This window comes from Neorhizobium sp. IRS_2294, from assembly GCF_050500145.1.
GTDB lineage: Bacteria > Pseudomonadota > Alphaproteobacteria > Rhizobiales > Rhizobiaceae > Neorhizobium > Neorhizobium soli.
The window spans coordinates 1,959,776-1,977,113 of the sequence record NZ_CP191439.1 but is presented as its reverse complement, the minus strand read 5'-3'; the positions used below and the strand labels follow the sequence as shown (position 1 = coordinate 1,977,113).

16 protein-coding genes are annotated in these 17,338 nt (G+C 62.1%); 9 read left to right on the top strand and 7 right to left on the bottom strand.

The features are described 5' to 3' along the window. Positions 1-2: 2 nt before the first annotated feature. Positions 3-1,175, top strand: a complete 1,173-nt coding sequence (locus tag ACQY1K_RS09580; protein ID WP_430257191.1) for a DUF1501 domain-containing protein — start codon at positions 3-5, stop codon at positions 1,173-1,175. A gap of 65 nt (positions 1,176-1,240) precedes the next feature. Here ACQY1K_RS09580 and ACQY1K_RS09575 read toward each other — a convergent pair whose 3' ends face one another. Beyond that, positions 1,241-1,636, bottom strand: coding sequence for an acyl-CoA thioesterase (locus ACQY1K_RS09575; RefSeq protein WP_062456448.1), 396 nt, complete (start codon positions 1,634-1,636; stop codon positions 1,241-1,243). A gap of 231 nt (positions 1,637-1,867) precedes the next feature. Here ACQY1K_RS09575 and ACQY1K_RS09570 point away from each other — a divergent pair, with 231 nt between their 5' ends. From ACQY1K_RS09570 to ACQY1K_RS09550, 5 genes are all read left to right on the top strand, one after another. Continuing rightward, a complete protein-coding gene (locus ACQY1K_RS09570) occupies positions 1,868-3,697 on the top strand; it encodes a methyl-accepting chemotaxis protein (protein WP_430257190.1) in 1,830 nt (609 codons plus the stop codon). Between the two features lie 256 nt (positions 3,698-3,953). Next, the gene (locus ACQY1K_RS09565; protein ID WP_092660750.1) at positions 3,954-5,303 is read left to right on the top strand and encodes an extensin family protein; all 1,350 of its coding nucleotides are present in this window, start codon (positions 3,954-3,956) and stop codon (positions 5,301-5,303) included. A gap of 350 nt (positions 5,304-5,653) precedes the next feature. After that, positions 5,654-6,481 carry a sulfite exporter TauE/SafE family protein gene (locus tag ACQY1K_RS09560; protein WP_113110845.1) on the top strand — a complete coding sequence of 276 codons (828 nt, stop codon included), beginning with the start codon at positions 5,654-5,656 and terminating at the stop codon, positions 6,479-6,481. A 125-nt stretch (positions 6,482-6,606) separates the two neighbouring features. Beyond that, positions 6,607-7,545 (top strand): ABC transporter ATP-binding protein, encoded by a 939-nt coding sequence (locus ACQY1K_RS09555; protein ID WP_192076982.1) that lies wholly within the window; start codon positions 6,607-6,609, stop codon positions 7,543-7,545. Beyond that, on the top strand, positions 7,542-8,303 hold the full coding sequence (locus ACQY1K_RS09550; protein WP_092660754.1) for an ABC transporter permease: 762 nt from the start codon (positions 7,542-7,544) through the stop codon (positions 8,301-8,303). The genes ACQY1K_RS09555 and ACQY1K_RS09550 overlap by 4 nt, the downstream gene beginning before the upstream one ends. Before the next feature lie 107 nt (positions 8,304-8,410). Here the strand turns inward: ACQY1K_RS09550 and ACQY1K_RS09545 are convergent, their stop codons facing one another. Further along, positions 8,411-9,613, bottom strand: a complete 1,203-nt coding sequence (locus ACQY1K_RS09545) for an MFS transporter (RefSeq protein ID WP_092660756.1) — start codon at positions 9,611-9,613, stop codon at positions 8,411-8,413. Between the two features lie 76 nt (positions 9,614-9,689). On the opposite strand from ACQY1K_RS09545, the gene ACQY1K_RS09540 reads away from it, so the two are divergent. Beyond that, the gene (locus ACQY1K_RS09540; RefSeq protein WP_430257188.1) at positions 9,690-10,700 is read left to right on the top strand and encodes an AraC family transcriptional regulator; all 1,011 of its coding nucleotides are present in this window, start codon (positions 9,690-9,692) and stop codon (positions 10,698-10,700) included. 18 nt (positions 10,701-10,718) lie between these two features. Here the strand turns inward: ACQY1K_RS09540 and ACQY1K_RS09535 are convergent, their stop codons facing one another. The 3 genes from ACQY1K_RS09535 to cobS are packed head-to-tail and all read right to left on the bottom strand — an operon-like array spanning position 10,719 to position 12,466. Beyond that, positions 10,719-11,423, bottom strand: a complete 705-nt coding sequence (locus ACQY1K_RS09535; protein ID WP_430257187.1) for a TIGR02281 family clan AA aspartic protease — start codon at positions 11,421-11,423, stop codon at positions 10,719-10,721. Further along, positions 11,420-11,665, bottom strand: coding sequence for a DUF1289 domain-containing protein (locus ACQY1K_RS09530; RefSeq protein ID WP_430257186.1), 246 nt, complete (start codon positions 11,663-11,665; stop codon positions 11,420-11,422). The genes ACQY1K_RS09535 and ACQY1K_RS09530 overlap by 4 nt, the downstream gene beginning before the upstream one ends. Before the next feature lie 9 nt (positions 11,666-11,674). Further along, positions 11,675-12,466, bottom strand: coding sequence for an adenosylcobinamide-GDP ribazoletransferase (gene cobS, locus ACQY1K_RS09525; RefSeq protein WP_430258962.1), 792 nt, complete (start codon positions 12,464-12,466; stop codon positions 11,675-11,677). Positions 12,467-12,675: 209 nt separating this feature from the next. Here cobS and cobT point away from each other — a divergent pair, with 209 nt between their 5' ends. Continuing rightward, on the top strand, positions 12,676-13,692 hold the full coding sequence (gene cobT / locus ACQY1K_RS09520; RefSeq protein ID WP_062456473.1) for a nicotinate-nucleotide--dimethylbenzimidazole phosphoribosyltransferase: 1,017 nt from the start codon (positions 12,676-12,678) through the stop codon (positions 13,690-13,692). Between the two features lie 6 nt (positions 13,693-13,698). After that, positions 13,699-14,091 (top strand): diacylglycerol kinase, encoded by a 393-nt coding sequence (locus ACQY1K_RS09515; RefSeq protein ID WP_430257185.1) that lies wholly within the window; start codon positions 13,699-13,701, stop codon positions 14,089-14,091. A 19-nt stretch (positions 14,092-14,110) separates the two neighbouring features. Here ACQY1K_RS09515 and ACQY1K_RS09510 read toward each other — a convergent pair whose 3' ends face one another. Next, positions 14,111-15,631, bottom strand: coding sequence for an endo alpha-1,4 polygalactosaminidase (locus ACQY1K_RS09510; RefSeq protein ID WP_430257184.1), 1,521 nt, complete (start codon positions 15,629-15,631; stop codon positions 14,111-14,113). Between the two features lie 38 nt (positions 15,632-15,669). Further along, positions 15,670-17,205, bottom strand: coding sequence for a sensor histidine kinase (locus ACQY1K_RS09505; RefSeq protein ID WP_430257183.1), 1,536 nt, complete (start codon positions 17,203-17,205; stop codon positions 15,670-15,672). Positions 17,206-17,338 lie beyond the last annotated feature (133 nt).

The following is a 17,338-nucleotide window of genomic DNA, read 5'->3' as shown; positions in this document are numbered from 1 at the left end:
CGATGACGATCAAGCGAGGCTTTTCGCTCTCCCGCCGCGGCTTTCTGGCCGGCGCCTGCTGTGCCGCTGCCGCACCCGTGCTGACATCGTTCAGCGTTGCGGCTGCTCCTGGCGAAAGCCGGTTCGTGACGATCATATTGCGCGGAGGGATGGACGGCCTGGATCTGGTGCAGCCCTATGGCGATGCGGCTTTCGCCGGATTGCGACCGACGCTCGGTCTGACGCCCGGGACCGGACTTGTTGATCTCGACGGATTTTTCGGTCTCAACCCGGCGGCGTCGGCATTGATGCCGCTCTGGCAGGAGAATGCGCTGTCCTTCGTGCACGCGGTCGCGACGCCCTACCGCAACGGGCGCAGTCATTTCGACGGCCAGACCATGCTGGAAAACGGTGGTACCGACGCATCGCAGAAGAGTGGCTGGCTCAACCGGACGCTGGCGGTCATTCCGCGCACCGACGGCCGCAAGGCGCTCGACATCCATACGTCGATGGAACTGATCCTGAGCGGGCCGAACAAGGCCGACAACCGTCCGGGAACTGGCGACGTGGAGATGGCGCAGGACGAGATCGGCTTTCTCGAGCGGCTCTACGCAGCCGACGCGCCGTTTGCCGCGGCGATGGAGGAGGTCAAGCGGACGGGGTTTTCGGCTGACGGGTACCGTCAGAAGCGGAGCCGCAGCGTCGTCGACATGGCGCGGCTTGCCGGTGGCATGCTGCGGGAAGACTACCGGATTGCCAGCTTTTCGATCAACGGCTGGGATACGCATGTGGAGCAGGCTAGCCAGTTCGGATCGATGGCTGGCGAGCTTGCCGCTGCCATCGTCGCGCTCAAGGACGCATTGGGTGCTGACGCCTGGGCCCGCACGGTGGTGCTGGCAGTCACGGAATTCGGACGTTCCGTGCGCGAGAACGGCACCGGCGGAACCGATCACGGCACCGGCGGCGTTGCCGTTCTCGCCGGCGGTGCTGTGTCGGGTGGGAAGGTGATGGGGACGTGGCCCGGTCTTGCCGAGGACAGGCTTCTGGATGGCCAGGATCTGATGCCGACCGGCGATGTGCGCGAGATCGCCGCGGCCATGCTGCACAAGCAGTTCGGCATTGCACCGGACAAGCTGACGTCGCGCGTCTTTCCCGGGCTGTCCTTCGACAGGTCCTCCATCTATCTTCAGGGGTAACTGGCTATCTACAGCGATAGACCGGCTATCTGCAGGGATCGACTAGGGCCGGTCCGACCTGGCCACTATTCTGCGGGAACGGGTCTTGGCTTGCCGTCGTCTCCCAGCGCCACCATGACGAAGGTCCCGGCCGTTACCTTTTCCAGCATCCGGTAGCGCGCGCGCTGGGCCCAGGCTTCGACATTCAGCGTGATCGAACTCGTGCCGACGCGGGTGATCTCGGTATAGACGTTCAACGTGTCGCCGATCTTGACGGGGAGCTGGAATGCCATTTCCTTCACGGCTGCGGTCACCGTGCGGCCATGCGCCCGCTCGGTGGCGCGGATGCCGCTGGCAAGGTCCATCTGGGCCATCACCCAGCCGCCGAAGATATCACCGGCTGGATTGGCGTCGGCCGGCATCGCAAGTGTGCGCAGTGTCAGTTCGCCGGTCGGAGAGGCAGGTTGCGGCTGTTCGGTCATTCGTCACGTCCTTGCTGAGTCTCGTATCTGTTGAGACCAGACTAGAGCGAAAGACGGGTCCGGCCCACCCTTGTTTTGGATTGGAGCAATGCTCCAGCAACATGGCTTGGATACATGCCGCTTTGGTGCGTGCGCACCCAATCCGAGTAAGTGTTTCCGCCGCTTACATGCTTTACGACCTGCTAACCCTCTTCACCTAAGCTCCGCGCAGTTTTACTGGAGGGGGAAACTATGCAGCGTATCGCTATTTCTTGGCGTCTCTACAGCCTTGTCGTCCTGTCGCTCGTCATTCTCGGTGGCGCGATGGTGTTCAGCCTGTTTCAAAGCTATCGTTCGTCGGAGCAGGAGCGCAAGGCGGGTCTTGCCCAGATGAACGACAACGCTGTTGCCATCCTGAAGAAGTACCAGGGTTTCGAAGCTGCCGGTACGATGAGCCGTGACGAGGCGCAGGCAGCCGCCAAGGCGATCATCAGCGCCATGCGCTATGGCGGCGGATCGGGGTATTTCTGGATCAACGACATGCACCCGACCATGGTGATGCATCCGATCAAGCCGGAACTGAACGGATCGGACCTGACCCAGAACAAGGACCCCAACGGGAAATTCCTGTTTGTGGAATTCACCAATGTGGTGAAGGCAGGCGGTCAGGGCTTTGTCGACTATTACTGGCCAAAGCCCGGTGCCGCCGAACCGGTCGAGAAATACTCGCATGTCATCGGCTTTTCGCCCTGGGGCTGGATCGTCGGTACCGGTGTTTATACGGACGACCTTCAGGCGATGTTCCGCCAGGACGCGATGAAGTTTGCCGCCATGTTTGCGGGTGGTGCGGTTCTGCTGCTTGCCGGCGCCTGGTTTGTGGTCAGAAGCGTGACCCGACCGATCCGTCAGGTAAAGGGCGTGCTGACCGCGATTGCGGCCGGCGAGACCGACATGGCGGTTCCGTGCACGGCTTATCCGAACGAGGTGGGCGAGATGGCACGTGCCGTCGAAGTGCTGCGCAACAGCGTCGAAGAAAGTGCGGCACTTCGGGCACGCGAGGCCGTTCACCAGCGTGCCATGGCGACGGAGCGTTCCGAAAGCGAGCGCAGCAGCGGTGCTGCGGCCGAGAGACAGGCGCGGGCGATCGGCGAGCTGGGATGGGCGCTGGAGGCACTTGCCGCCGGCAACCTCTCCGTTTCGCTCGGTGATATTGGCGCTGATTATGCGAAGCTGCGGCGCGATTTTAATGCGGCGGTCGAAGCGCTTCACAATGCCATCGCTGCAATTTCGGAAACCGGCCATGTGGTGCGCGACAGCGCTTCCGACATTTCCGGCGCTACCGGCAACCTTGCCAAGCGGACCGAGCAGCAGGCTGCGGCACTGGAAGAGACGGCCGCCGCACTCGACGAGATCACCGCGACAGTCGGAACTGCGGCAGAGCGGGCTCGCGAGGCACGCGTCATGGTCGCCGAGACCAAGGCAAGTGCCGGCCGTTCCGGAGAGATCGTCCGCAGCGCGGTGGATGCTATGGGCCGTATCGAGGCGTCGTCCAGCCGCATCAGCCAGATCATCGGGGTCATCGACGAGATCGCCTTCCAGACCAATCTTCTGGCGCTCAATGCCGGCGTCGAGGCGGCACGGGCAGGTGAGGCGGGTCGCGGCTTTGCAGTCGTTGCGCAGGAAGTGCGCGAACTGGCGCAGCGCTCGGCCAACGCCGCCAAGGAGATCAAGACGCTGATCAGCACCTCGGTGCACGAAGTCGAGACCGGCGTCGCGCTGGTGCGGTCAACCGGTGATGCGCTAGTGGAGATTGCCGTGCTGGTCGAAAAGGTCAACGCCCATGTCGAGACGATCGCAACGACCGCGCACGAACAGTCGGGTGGGCTTCGGGAGATCAACGCGTCTGTCAACCACATGGACCAGATGACCCAGCAGAATGCCGCCATGGTCGAGGAGACGACGGCTGCCAGCCAGACCCTGGCCGAACAGAGCCATCATCTGCAGCATCTGCTTTCGACCTTCCGACTGAATGGCGAGGCCGTAAAGGACACTCGTCAACCGGACCGGGTTCGCGCGGCCTGAGTGACTGACGTCGATGCGCCCGTCCGCAGCTTGCGGGCGGGCGTTTTTACGCGCGGCGGACATTTGATGGTCTTCACAAAGGTGCAGTTGTAGTGTGTGGCAGCTCGCGCTGCCTGCATGAAATGACCATGAAACGGCCTCGATTGGGCAAGGCTTCGTTTACCGAATCTTCCTACAATTTGCGCTTGTGTGATTTCGGCACCAGAGGGTGGCAACTGGTATGGCGTATGCGCTTCTCGAGAAGCAGGCCCAACGGATGGCCCCGAAGACTTTTATGCGCAAAGCTTTGGCGCTGCTGATGGTCTCCACCATGCTTGCCGCCTGTTCTTCCAGCGACCTTGTTCCGCCTGCGTCGATCGATAGCGGGACGCGCGTCGGCGCGATCCAGCCTGTCGCGCCGCTGCCGCCCGACACGATCGCCCAGTCGCCCTACCAGACAAACGCCGGTTATCAGGCTGGTCCTTCGCCAGCCGCTTCGGTTGGCATGATGAATGCTCCGGTCGCCTCGAACAGCCCTCCCGGTGACGGGGGACATTATCTGCGCGCGCCGCAACCGATGCAGTCAGCCTCGCTGGCGCCACCCGTATCCTCCTCGCCGCTCGGGCAGGGCGGAATGCCCACCGCCTCGCCTGAAGAGGGCGTTAACATGGATAGCGAGCTCGGCTTCGATCCGGACGAGAGCGGTGTGACGGGCCTTGCGGAAGAGCAGGACAGCGATATCGCCGAAGGCGTCGGCGACCAGCCGGTGGTCGATGGCATCGGCACGGACAATCCGCGTGCACTGAGTGCGAGACGCCAGCCGATTTCCAACGTCGAAGATGATCGTGTCATTGTGCCGCCGAAGCGTTCCGGCGCGGGCGCGCGCGATGAAATGATGAATGACGGATTGGCCGGCGGTAGCCAGGTCTGGGGCGACCGTTCGCCCGTGACGCCGCCGAGCCGTGCGCCGGTTCGCAGCCAGCAGGTGGCGATGCTGCGTCCGAACAATCCAACGATCCAGTCGGGTCCGATGAGCGAGCCGGACAAGCCGTTTCTGCGCAACGTCATGCCGCAATCGGAAGTGAGCTGCCGGGCGGAACTGCGCCGGATGGGCGTCGAGTTCCGGGATCAGCCGCGCATCTCCAACGGTCCGAGCTGCGGCGTCGACTACCCCGTGAAGCTTTCCGGTCTTTCCGGCGGCATCGATGTCAAGCCGGCGGTGACGCTGAACTGTCAGGTGACGCTTGCCTTCGCCAAGTGGGTGAAGAGCGAACTCGCACCATCGGCACGTCTGCGCTACCTCTCGGGCATCCAGAAGATCCAGCCGATGGGTGGCTATTCCTGCCGCCGCATGAACAATTCGCGGCAGCGCTACAACCCGATGTCGGAACATGCCAAGGGCAATGCGATCGATATCGGTGCCATCGTGCTGAAGAACGGTCACGATATCAACGTGCGCAAGAAGGGGCTGTTTTCCTTCCGCGAGGGCGCGCTGCTCAAATCCGTGCGGACCGACAGCTGCAAGTATTTCAACACGGTGCTCGGACCCGGTAGCAATGCCGAGCACTGGAACCACTTCCACTTCGACCTGCGCCCGCGCAAGGGCGGTCGGCGCTACTGTAGCTGACGTCCACGCTACGGTTGCCCAAGCTCACGCAGCACAAGAAAAAGCCGGCTCTGGGTTTTCACCTGGAGGCCGGCGAAAGTGGAGACGGCTCGCGGGGGGAAGCCTGTCTCCCGGTAGGAGACCCGCCTTTGGCTGAGGCGGGGTGATGCGGCAAGCGAAAGAAAATGCTGAAAAGGATCTGGTGATAACGGCCGACCGGTTTGGTGTTGCGGCACTCCAGAAACCTGGAACCGGGCGCCCATTGCTTGCCTCTGCGCAATCATGCTGTCAGAACGTCACGGGAAAATGACAGCGGCATGCAGAATCCAATTTTTGAGCGCTGCCTTCGGAGACGAACGATGCAGCCTCTCATGCCGCCGCTGGCCGACCTTTTGCCTTTCATCGCAGCACTTCTGGCAGCGGGCGTGCTGGCGGGACTTCTTGCCGGGCTGTTCGGGATCGGTGGCGGCGCGATCCTGGTGCCGATCTTCTTTCACGTGTTCGGCCTGCTGGGCATTTCCGACGCGGTGCGTATGCATCTGGCGCTCGGCACCTCTCTTGCGATCATCGTGCCGACGTCGATCCGCTCCTTCATGGCGCATCGAAAGAAAAACGCCGATGCTGTCGACATCGATCTCCTGAAGGGCTGGATCATTGCCGTGCCGCTCGGCACGATGATCGCCGCCGTCGTCGCGGCATGGTCGTCCAGCACCGAGCTCAGGATCATCTTTGCCGTCATCTCGCTGCTTCTGGCGCTGCGCATGATATTCAACCGGGCAAGCTGGCAGCTGGGCGACGATCTGCCCAAGAACCCGGTCAAATTCCTGGTTGGCACGGGGATCGGTATTCTCTCAGGCCTGATGGGCATTGGCGGCGGTGTGATGAACAACACCTTCATGACCCTCTATGGCCGCTCCATCCATCAGGCCGTCGCGACATCGTCCGGCGTCGGCGTGCTGATTTCGCTGCCGGGCCTGATCGGCTATGTCTGGGGCGGATGGGGTGAGCCCGGTCTGCCCCCGTTTTCCACCGGCTATATCAACTGGATGGCGGTGGCTCTGCTGATCCCGGTGACGCTTCTGATGGCACCCTATGGGGCGAGACTGGCGCACGCGCTGTCGAAGCGGCAGCTGGAATTCGGTTTTGCGCTGTTTCTGGTGGGAATATCGATCCAGTTCTTCTTAAGCGTGTTTGCCTGACACCATTGGTCGCGAAATCCGAACGCAATATTCGACCGCCGGGGGATGGTTGCGCGATGCGTTGAACCTATATTCGTGGCAATCCAGAAAATACTTTCCCCATTCAAGTCTCCCAGCGAGTAACAATGACTTCTATCGTTTCCATCCGCCAGCTGACCAAGACCTACGGTAATGGTTTTCAGGCGCTGAAGGGCGTTGATCTCGATATCGAGGAGGGCGAAATCCTAGCGCTTCTCGGCCCCAACGGCGCCGGCAAGACGACGCTGATCTCGATCATCTGCGGGATCGTCAACCCGAGTTCCGGAACTGTCAAAGTCGGGGGCTACGACGTCGTGAAGGACTTTCGCAAGACCCGTTCGCTGATCGGACTGGTGCCGCAGGAACTCACCACGGACCAGTTCGAAACCGTCTGGAACACCGTCTGCTTTTCGCGCGGCGTTTACGGGTGCAAGCCGGATCCGGCGCTGATCGAGCGGATCCTGAAGGACCTCTCGCTCTGGACGAAAAAGGACAGCATGCTGCGCGAGCTTTCCGGCGGCATGAAGCGTCGCGTGCTGATTGCCAAGGCGCTGTCGCATGAGCCGAAAGTGCTGTTCCTCGACGAGCCGACCGCGGGCGTCGACGTCAACCTGCGCCGTGACATGTGGCTGGTGGTGGAAAAGCTCCGCGAAAGCGGCGTCACGATCATTCTCACCACCCACTATATCGAGGAAGCCGAGGAGATCGCCGACCGCGTCGGCGTCATCGATGGCGGCAGCCTTCTGCTCCTGGAGGAAAAGGCAAAGCTGATGACGAAGCTCGGTCGCAAGCAGTTGCGGCTGGAGCTTGCAGCACCACTTTCCGCGCTGCCGGAAAGCCTAGAATCCTACAATCTGACGCTGTCCGACGATCGCACGACGCTGATCCACGACTACCAGGGCGAGGAAGCGCAGGACAGTATCGCCTCGCTTCTGGCGACGCTTGCGCGGGAAAACATTCATTTCCGCGATCTCTCCACGCGGCAAAGTTCGCTGGAGGATATTTTTGTGGCGCTGGTGGCTGAAAAAGCGGGAGAACAGGCATGAATTTCGAAGCCGTCAAATCGATCTATTTCTTCGAGATGGCCCGCATGCGCCGCACGCTGCTGCAAAGCGTGCTGTCGCCGGTCATCACCACGTCGCTCTATTTCATCGTGTTCGGCACTGCGATCGGCTCGCGTATCCAGACCATCGAGGGCGTGTCCTACGGGTCGTTCATCACGCCGGGCCTGATCATGCTGACATTGCTGACGCAATGCGTTTCCAACGGCTCGATCGGCATCTACTTCCCGAAGTTCACGGGCACGATCTACGAGATCCTGTCGGCGCCGGTCGCGATGACGGAGGTGCTGCTCGGCTATGTGGGGGCAGCGGCGAGCAAAGGGCTGATCATCGGCCTGATTATTCTCGCGACCGCGTCCTTCTTCGTGGAAATTCGCATCGCCCATCCATTCATGATGATCCTCTTCCTGGTGCTGACGGCTGTGACCTTCAGCCTGTTTGGTTTCATCATCGGCATCTGGGCGAAGAATTTCGAGCAGTTGAACGTCGTGCCGATGCTGGTCGTGCCGCCGCTGACGTTTCTCGGTGGCAGCTTCTACTCGATCGACATGCTGCCGCCCTTCTGGCAGGCGGTCAGCCACCTCAATCCGGTGCTGTATCTGGTCAGCGGTTTCCGCTGGAGCTTTTATGAGATCGCCGACGTCAATCCGATGATCTCGGTCGGCATGATCGCGCTGTTCCTGGTGATCTGCCTGTCGGTGTTGGGCTGGATGTTCAAGACCGGGTATCGGTTGCGGAACTAACCGGCTCAGCCGGTCCGCACCTGGCAGCCTCCACTCAAGAGACCCTCACAGAAACGCCCGCAACATTGCTGTTGCGGGCGTTTTTTTGCGCGGTGGTTCGGGCCTGTCTAGCCCAGTGACAACCGGCGACGTTCGCCGCGGGCGGCCATGACCGAGGTGCCGGCTAGGGCGGCGAGACCGAGGAAGGAGATCACCGCGATCGGTCCCTGTGTTTCGATCAGGATGCCGCCGAGGACCGCACCGCTGGAGATCGCGATCTGGAAGGCGGGGATGACGAGCGCACCGGCGCTTTCGGCCTCGTCAGGGGCGTGACGGACGACGAAACTCTGGATGCTGACCGGGAATGCACCGAAGGCGAGGCCCCAGAGGGCGATTGCGACAGCTGAGACGACAAGCGATGCGCCGCCGATCGCCAGTATCAAGGCCGATACGGCGACAAGGCTGCCGAAGATCGTCACCGACAGACGTGCACTGCGTTCCGAGACGATGCCGCCGAGGATGTTGCCGACGAAGCCTGCGATGCCGTAGCCGAGCAGAATCAGCGAGATCGTTTCGACGTCGAGCTTCGGCACGCGCTCCAGGAACGGGCGGATATAGGTGAAGCCGGCGAAATGGCCTGCGACGAAGAGGAGGATGGTGAACAGTGCGGTTCGGATGGCCGGACGGCGCATCAGGGCCGCGAGCGTTCCAAGACCTGCATGGCCGGTCGGCGGCAGGGCGGGCAAGGTGAAGGCCTGCACGGCCAGCGCGACCACGCCAACGGCTGCGGAGAGGTAGAATGCCGAGCGCCAGCCGAGCGTGGAGCCCAGCCAGGCGCCGAGCGGAGCAGCGCAGACGGTGGCGAGCGAGACGCCGGCCATGATGATGGCCATGGCGCGCGGCATGCGGGCCGGCGGCACGAGGCGCATGGCAAGTGCTGCCGACATGGCCCAGAACCCGCCAAGGCCGATGCCGAGCAGGACACGGGCGGCCAGCAGCATGACGATGTGGTTTGCGACCGCCGCCAGCAGGCTCGAAATGATCAGAAGCGTGGTCAGGGCGAGAACCGTCCAGCGCCGGTCGATATTGCGGGTGCCGATGATGACGCCGGGGCCGGCGATGGCTGCAATGACGGCGGTCGTGGTGATCGACTGGCCGGCAACGCCGGTGCCGACGCCAAGATCTGCCGACAGCGGCGTCAGCAGGCTGACGGGCAGGAATTCCGCGGTAACAAGGCCGAAGACGCCAAGCGTCAACGATATGACAGCTCCCCAGCGTGCGGGTGTGTCGTCGGCCTGCGGCGACGTGGCTCGTTGGACGCTCATATCCATTGGTATAGACTCCTGACTGAATGATGCGCCCTGGATAGGCTTCACTCGCCGGATGTTCCATGCTAGATAATCCGATATGCTTGATCATTCGTCCAAACTGACATCTGACCTTACGTCCGATCCGCTGACCGAAATGTTGCGGGGGCTTCGCCTTGATGGGGTCGACTACGGCCGCTGCCGTCTGGCCGAGCCGTGGGGAACGGCGTTTCCGGCGCAGGATGCCGCGCGGTTTCATTTCATCAAATGCGGCCGGGCGATCATCAAGACCGAAACCGGCAACTGGCAGGAGTTGAAAACCGGCGATGCGGTGCTGATCCCGCGGGGCGAGGCGCATGTTCTGGCGAGCGCTGCCGATGCACCCACCCTGCCGTTCGAACACTACGGCCGCAAGGAAGTCTGCACCGGCATCTACGATCTGAAGTGCCGCAATACGGCCGAGAGTGGCGGCACGCTGGTGTTCAGCGGCTCCCTGCGCTTCAACGTCGACCGGCTGCATCCGCTTTTGCAGATGATGCCGGAGACGATGCTGACCAGCGATCTTGCCAAGGATGACCCGGCCATTCCGCATCTCCTCGAGGCGATGACGCGCGAAGTGGATATGGACCGAGTCGGTGCCGGTGGCATTCTGGCACGATTGGCTGACGTGCTGATGGCGACGATGATCCGCACCTGGGTGGAACACGGTTGCGGCGAGACGCGCGGTTGGATTGCAGCCGTCCGGAGCCCCGATGTCGGCCGGGTGCTCGCGGCCATCCATCTGCAGCCGGAACGCGACTGGAACAATGTGGAGCTAGCGCGGCTGATGGGCATTTCCCGCTCCGGCTTTGCGGAACGGTTCGCACGCGTCGTCGGAGAAACGCCGGCGCGGTATGTGGCACGGGTGCGGATGCACCAGGCCCGGCTATGGCTGAAGGACGGGATGCGCGTGGCGATGGTCGCCGAGCGGCTGGGTTATGACGCCGAGGCCTCGTTCAGCCGCGCCTTCAAACGCGTGATCGGCGATCCGCCGAGCCATTATCGCAGCAAGGCCGATCCGGTCCGCGCGCTGGCGCCTCTTGCGGCGGTCTCCTTGGTCGCTGCCGAGTAGTTTTGGCAGCGGGAGCCGCTAATCCTTCAGCCTCAGCTCGTCGGACTGCATCTGCATCGAGCTGAGTGTGGAGAGGAAGGTCATGCCGAGGAGGCTTTCGTCGAGCCTGCCTTCTTCCGCCACCATGGCGCGGACGTCGCGTCTGACGATCGGGCCGATCGAGACTTCGTTGAGGCGGACCGGCGCTGCCTGGGCGCGGCCGTTGGCTGTCATGACAGTTACCGAGTAGCTCAGCGCCGAAGGATCGAGGCCGATCCGGTTGGCGTCCTCGTAGGTCAACACGATGCTGCTGGCGCCGGTATCGACAAGCATCGGCAGGACCTTGCCCTCGACGCCGACATTGGCTTTGAAATGGTCTCCGAGCGTCTTGTGGATGACCACTTCGCTGCTGCCGTCGCTGGATGTGGTGACGACCGCGGTGCCGGGCAGCAGGCCTGCCGTCATGCGGGCGCCAAAGCTGCTGAAATCGTTTCGGTAGAGATAGCCCGCAACCAGCGCCATGATGATGACCAGCCAGATGGCAAGCTGGCGGGCAACGGTTCCGAGGTTGCCGCGGCGGCCCTGCAGGACGCCGGCGGATAAAAGTGCGGCGATCGGGATCAGATAGACGAGGCTGCCGAAATCCTCGTTGGCCATGCCGAATGTGCGGCCGCTGTCGTGGTTGTAGACGAGCAGCGCCAGACCGGCACCGAGGATGAGGAGGACAACGGTAAAGCCGTTCATGCGGTGGTTGTTTCCTTCCTGACGGTGGCGTTTGCTGTTCTTCTGCGCTTGAGCTCACCGAGCTTTTCGGGTTCGACGGTATCGAGCCGTGTCGGCAGCAGGTCCATCAGCTGAATGCGCTCGTCATCGGTGAAACCGGTCCATCCGGCTATCTCGTTGCCAGTGCGGCCGCAGCCGACGCAAAAGCCTGTTTTCAGGTCGATCGAACATATCAGTGTGCAAGGCGAAATCATCGCGTCCATATCGTGGGTTCAAAGGCCGAGAGCAAGGGCCGATAACAGGGCGATCTCGCAGAGTTGTTGTGTGGCGCCGATCGTATCGCCGGTATGTCCGCCAAGTTTTTTCGAGACGTAGCGGGTGAAACCCCATGCGGCGGCGGCAGACAGGCCAAGCGCGATCAGCGCATGCAGCAGGCCGAAACCGGGTATGAGCATGACGAGGCCGGCGGCAGCGCCGATCACGAGCGCGAGATTGCGGGCGTTGTCATCGGGCATTCCGGCACCGGCTGCGACACCGTTGCTTCGCGCAGGGGGCAGGGCGCGCCAGTGGGCGACCAGAAGCGCGCGGCTGACGGCAGCGCTGGAGAGAAGCGCGAGAGCGGCCGCTTCGGGGGAAAGGCGCGCAATGCCGGCCAGTGCCGCGGCACGCAGGCCGAAGGACAGGATCAGCGCGACGACGCCATAGGAGCCGATGCGGCTGTCCTTCATGATGAGGAGCGCATGATCTGCATCGCGTCCGCCGCCGAGACCGTCGGCGGCATCGGCAAAGCCATCTTCATGCAGCGCGCCGGTCAAGAGGGTGATCAGTGCAAGTGCGATCAGGACCGGCAGGAGCGTATCTCCAGCGGTTGACTGGATGCTGCAGAGGGCCAGAAGAAGGAGAGCGGGGAGAAACGCGATCAGCAAGCCGGCGACCGGAAATGCGCGCACGGCACGTGACACCGTGCCGTCATAGCCGGCAAAAAAGCGATCCGGCACTGGCAGGCGGCTGAGGAACCCTACCGAGCGGGCGAGATCTGCAACGAAGTGGTTTGCGTATAGCAGTTTCTCTCTCCTGGCTTTGCGAGGGCTGTTTTGAGGATGGGTTTTTCGGCAGCAGCCTTTTTGACCTTGTCCCGTTCGACCTGACCTTGTCGCGTCGCTGATAGCCGATTATGAGATGGCGCATAAAGTATGATTTGCTGAATGATCAATCCCTACCCGATCCAGCGTCAGAAGACGATACCGCCCGAAAAGACCGAAGAGAGTTTTCCATGAGCATGACCGGCCTGCCGTTCGACGATTTCCGCACTCTGATGCAGAACCTTCCCGGTCCCGATGCAAGGGCATTGGTGGCGGCCCGCGAACGCGACGCGCAACTGACAAAGCCGGCGGGTTCGCTCGGACGTCTTGAGGAGATCGCCTATTGGCTGGCGGCCTGGTCGGGGCGGGCGCCGAGCGTCACGCGGCCGCTGGTGGCGATCTTTGCCGGCAATCACGGTGTTACCAGACACGGGATTACGCCGTTTCCCTCGTCCGTGACGCAGCAGATGGTCGAGAATTTTGCGGCTGGCGGTGCGGCGATCAACCAGATCTGCGTCACGCATGATCTAGGCCTCAAGATCTTCGATCTGGCGCTGGATTATCCGACCGGCGACATCGCCACCGAAGCGGCCCTTTCCGAGCGCGACTGTGCAGCGACCATGGCCTTCGGCATGGAGGCGATTGCCGGCGGCACGGATCTTCTGTGCATCGGCGAAATGGGGATCGGCAACACGACGGTTGCAGCGGCGATCAACCTGGCGCTCTACGGCGGCGAAGCGGAAGACTGGGTTGGTCCCGGGACCGGTTCGCATGGCGAGCTTCTGGCCCGCAAGGTGGCCGTGGTGAAGCAGGCGGTGGAGTTCCACAAGGAGCATCTGTCGGACCCGCTGGAAGTGCTGCGTCGCCTCGGCGGACGCGAGCTGGCAGCGATCGCCGGTGCTATTCTCGCGGCGCGGATGGAGAAGATCCCGGTTCTCCTCGACGGCTATGTGGTGACGGCTGCGGCCGCTATCTTGAAGGCGGCCAATCCGTCGGCGATCGACCATTGCCTGATCGGCCATGTCTCCGGCGAGCCGGGGCATCTGAAGGCTATCGAGAAGCTCGGCAAGACTCCGCTTCTGGCGCTCGGCATGCGGCTGGGCGAGGGAACCGGTGCGGCCCTTGCGGCCGGTATCGTCAAGGCGGCGGCTGCGTGTCACACCGGCATGGCGACCTTCGAGCAGGCCGGCGTCAGCAACAAGGACTGATGCTGGATGGAAAAGACGCCGCTGGACAGCCATATCGAAAAAGCGGCGACCTTTCGCAGGATCATCGCCTCGTTCCGGTATTCGATGCAGGGCCTTGCCAGGCTCTGGCGCGAGGCGGCGTTCCGCCAGGAAGTCTATGCCTTCCTGATCGGGATCGTCATCTTCGCGGTCGCCGGAGCCGGCTTTGGAGACTATTTCATCTTCATCATCCTGATGCTCGTGCTGTTTTGCGTGGAAGCGCTCAACACGGCAATCGAGGAACTTGTCGATAGGGTGTCGCCGGAGATTTCGGTTGTCGGGCGGCACGCGAAGGATCTCGGATCCTTCGCGGTGTTCTGCCTTCTCTGCGCCAACGGTCTCTTTTCGCTCTATGTGGTGGTGAAGCAGATCTGGATCTGATCCGAAATGCGCTTGTGCCTCAGCCGATGATGTCGAAATCGGCGGCGGTGAGGCCGAGGTTCTTGTCCAGTTGGGCAAATTGCACGGCGGCGGTCTTGCCGGTGCCGTCGGCGTCGTAGAACAGCTTACCCGTCAGCTTGTCGTAGATGATCCGGTCGCTTGCATCATGCGCCTTGGTGCCGGTATGGAATGCGCTGGACAGGAGATCTCCGACCTTGCCGGCCTTGGCGAAGATATCGTCGTCCAGCCAGATGGTGTCGTCCTTCGCACTGAAAGCGCTGATCGTGTCGATATTCGACGCTCCGAGCTTCGTATCGAACACGAAGATATCGGCGCCGCTGCTTCCTGCGAGTGTGTCCTTGCCGGCCCCGCCGTAGAGTTTGTCGTTTCCGGCGCCGCCGGAAAGCTTGTCGTTGCCGGATCCGCCGATCAGGGTGTCGTTGCCTCTGCCGCCATCGAGGCGATCATTGCCGTTGCGTCCGTCGATCCGGTCGTTGCCGGCAAGACCGTCGATCGTATCGGCAAGCTGCGAGCCGCGCAGGCTATCGTTCTTGTCGGTGGGGCGGATGAAGGCCGGGTCGCCGTCATGGGGGGCGGCCAGGCGGTCGAGATCGCGATCTGGTGCGGCGTATGGGATGAACCCGTCTTTCAGAGCGAGCTTGTTGAACTCATCGATCCGCGCCGTGCCGTTGATATAATCGACGGCGAAGACCGGTTTGCCGTTCGCGAGGAAATCCTTTTTGAGGATGTCGATCGTCTCGCGGTCCGGGTTGAGCTTGTTGTTCTCATCCGCATCGCCGCCATAATAGACGTCCTCGACTGCGATGCCGCCGATTGCGCCGAGATAGGCCTTTTTGCGGGCGCTGTCGGAGCCGAGGTCCTCCATGATGAAGGCGCCGTTTTGCGGAATGACGAAAAAGTCGGGATTGGTTTTGCGGGCATGCTCGGTCAGCGCGACGATGAAATCCACCATGCGCTGTGCAGCCTGCTTGGTGTTGGCCGGATCGCCCGGCTGCCTGTCCTTGGCCGAGGCCTCGGCGCCCCAGAAATAATAGGCATCGACGATGTCGAGATAGGCGGCGTCGAAGCCTGCCTTGACGATGGCATCGAAGTCACCGGTCTTCTTGTCGTTGAAGATCAGATCCTGCCAGTCCTTGTCCCAATAGCGAACCTTGCGCGATTCCGGCCAGTCGGCGTTGACGGGACCGAGCCAGTCGGGGGCATTCGACGTCAGCTTGTCGCGGGCTTCGCCGCCCGATGTCCATGTCGTCTTCCAGTAGTCGCGAAACTCCGCGGCCTCGCCGATCGAGATATAGGACGCGACCACCGAGCGACCGCCCATGCCGTCCTTCATCCGGGTGATCTCGTCGGCGGTAAACCGCTCCGCATTGCTGCCGTCGCGTGTTGAATCGATGACAAGAAAATCATGCGTCGCGGACGCCAGCAGACCGGCATCGAGCGGATTGCCGTTCGTGCCCTGCAGCTCATAGCCCCAGTTGTCGACTGTGACTTTGCCGGACGACGTTGTGAAACTGACCAATTGGTGACCTGGCTCGCGACTGAAGTCGCGGAGTAATGTTAAGCGAAGCTTTTGCGGCGGCGCTCGATGGGGGGGGCGTCGGCGATGGCGGGGACGCTCTGGAGGATGCGGGTCGAGGGCAGGATGGCGATGGCTTCGGTGCCTTCACGCAGCTTCGAGCGCAGGATGAACTGGCCGTCGTGCTTGGCAAGGATCGCCTGGACGATCGGCAGGCCGAGGCCTGTTCCCTGTTCGGCGTTCTTGATGGCAATCGATCCCTGACCGAAGGCGGAGAGCACGATCGGGATTTCCTCTTCCGGAATGCCCGGTCCGTTATCCTTGATCGCCACATACTGGCCGCCGCCGGCGGTCCAGCCCACCTTGACAGTGATTTCGCCACCCTGGGGCGTAAACTTGACGGCGTTGGAGAGAAGATTGAGCATGACCTGGCGCATCGACTTCTCGTCGGCCCAGACCTGCGGCATGTGCTTTTCGAACTGGTCGCGGATGGTGATGCTTTTCGCCCGGGCCCGCAGTTGGACCATGCCGATGCAATCTTCCGCCACTTCCAGAAGCGACAGCGAATCCTCCGTCAGATCGTAGCGGCCCGCTTCGATGCGCGACAGGTCGAGGATCTCGTTGATGAGGTTCAGGAGGTGCTGGCCGGAGCGGTGGATGTCGCCGGAATATTCCCGGTATGTCGGGTTGGCGAGGGGGCCCAGGACCTCGGAACTCATCACCTCCGAGAAGCCGAGGATAGCGTTGAGCGGGGTGCGAAGCTCGTGCGACATCGAGGCAAGAAAGCGGGATTTTGCCAGATTGGCTTCTTCTGCACGGCGGCGAGCCTCGTCAGACATGGACTTCGCCACTTCGAGCTCGGCGATCAGATCGTCCTTTTCCGACTGATAGGACATCAGCGTCAGGTTGGAGCGGTAGAGGCGCTCGGCGACGTAATGGAAAAACACGACAGCCGTCGCGCACATGGCGGTAAGGCCGATATCGAGGACCTGACCCGACAGGATGGCGATGCTGAGAAGCGCCGCAATCATCGGCACGAAGCCGTAGAGAACGCTCTGGCGCAGCATGAACGTGCTCATGGCGGTGTAGGACACCGCAAACAGAAGCACCGCACCCTTGTAGAAATAGAAGCTGTCGCCAGCGCAGGTGGAGCAGCCCTGAAGCGCGAAGGCGCCCCAGCCGCAGCCGAGCAGGATATGTCCCGTCAGAAGGCGTCTACGCCATTTCCTGGTGTCGGCAGCCGTTATCTCCACCTTGCTCGCACGGCGTGCCAGAAGCACGTTGATCGCGTGCAGGCACAGCATCAGCAGCGCCCAGGCGAAGATGTGGATATCCGGATTGAGATAGAAGCCGATGGCGGTGACGACAGCAACGACGAGCGGCGTCATCAGTGCCGCCTGCAAACCGGAGCCGATATGGATGGAGAGCATATCGCGATCAAACGCAAAATTGCCATTGGACGACGACTGCAGCCGATCACGGGTCGCACGGACAGCCTTCGAGACAGCCTTGTTGCGGTGGCTGCGCGTGCGATCGACGATATTCTTGTCGGTTGATGTGCTGACGCCGCTACTCATAGGCTGTGTACTGGGCCTGTAAACTGATATCCCCGGGGTACTTGAGAGGCTAATCCGCAAACCTTAAGAAGATGCTGCCGGGAAAGGATTTGTTTGCCATTTCCGTGAAGCTTCCGTTTTGTTGTAAGGCTCA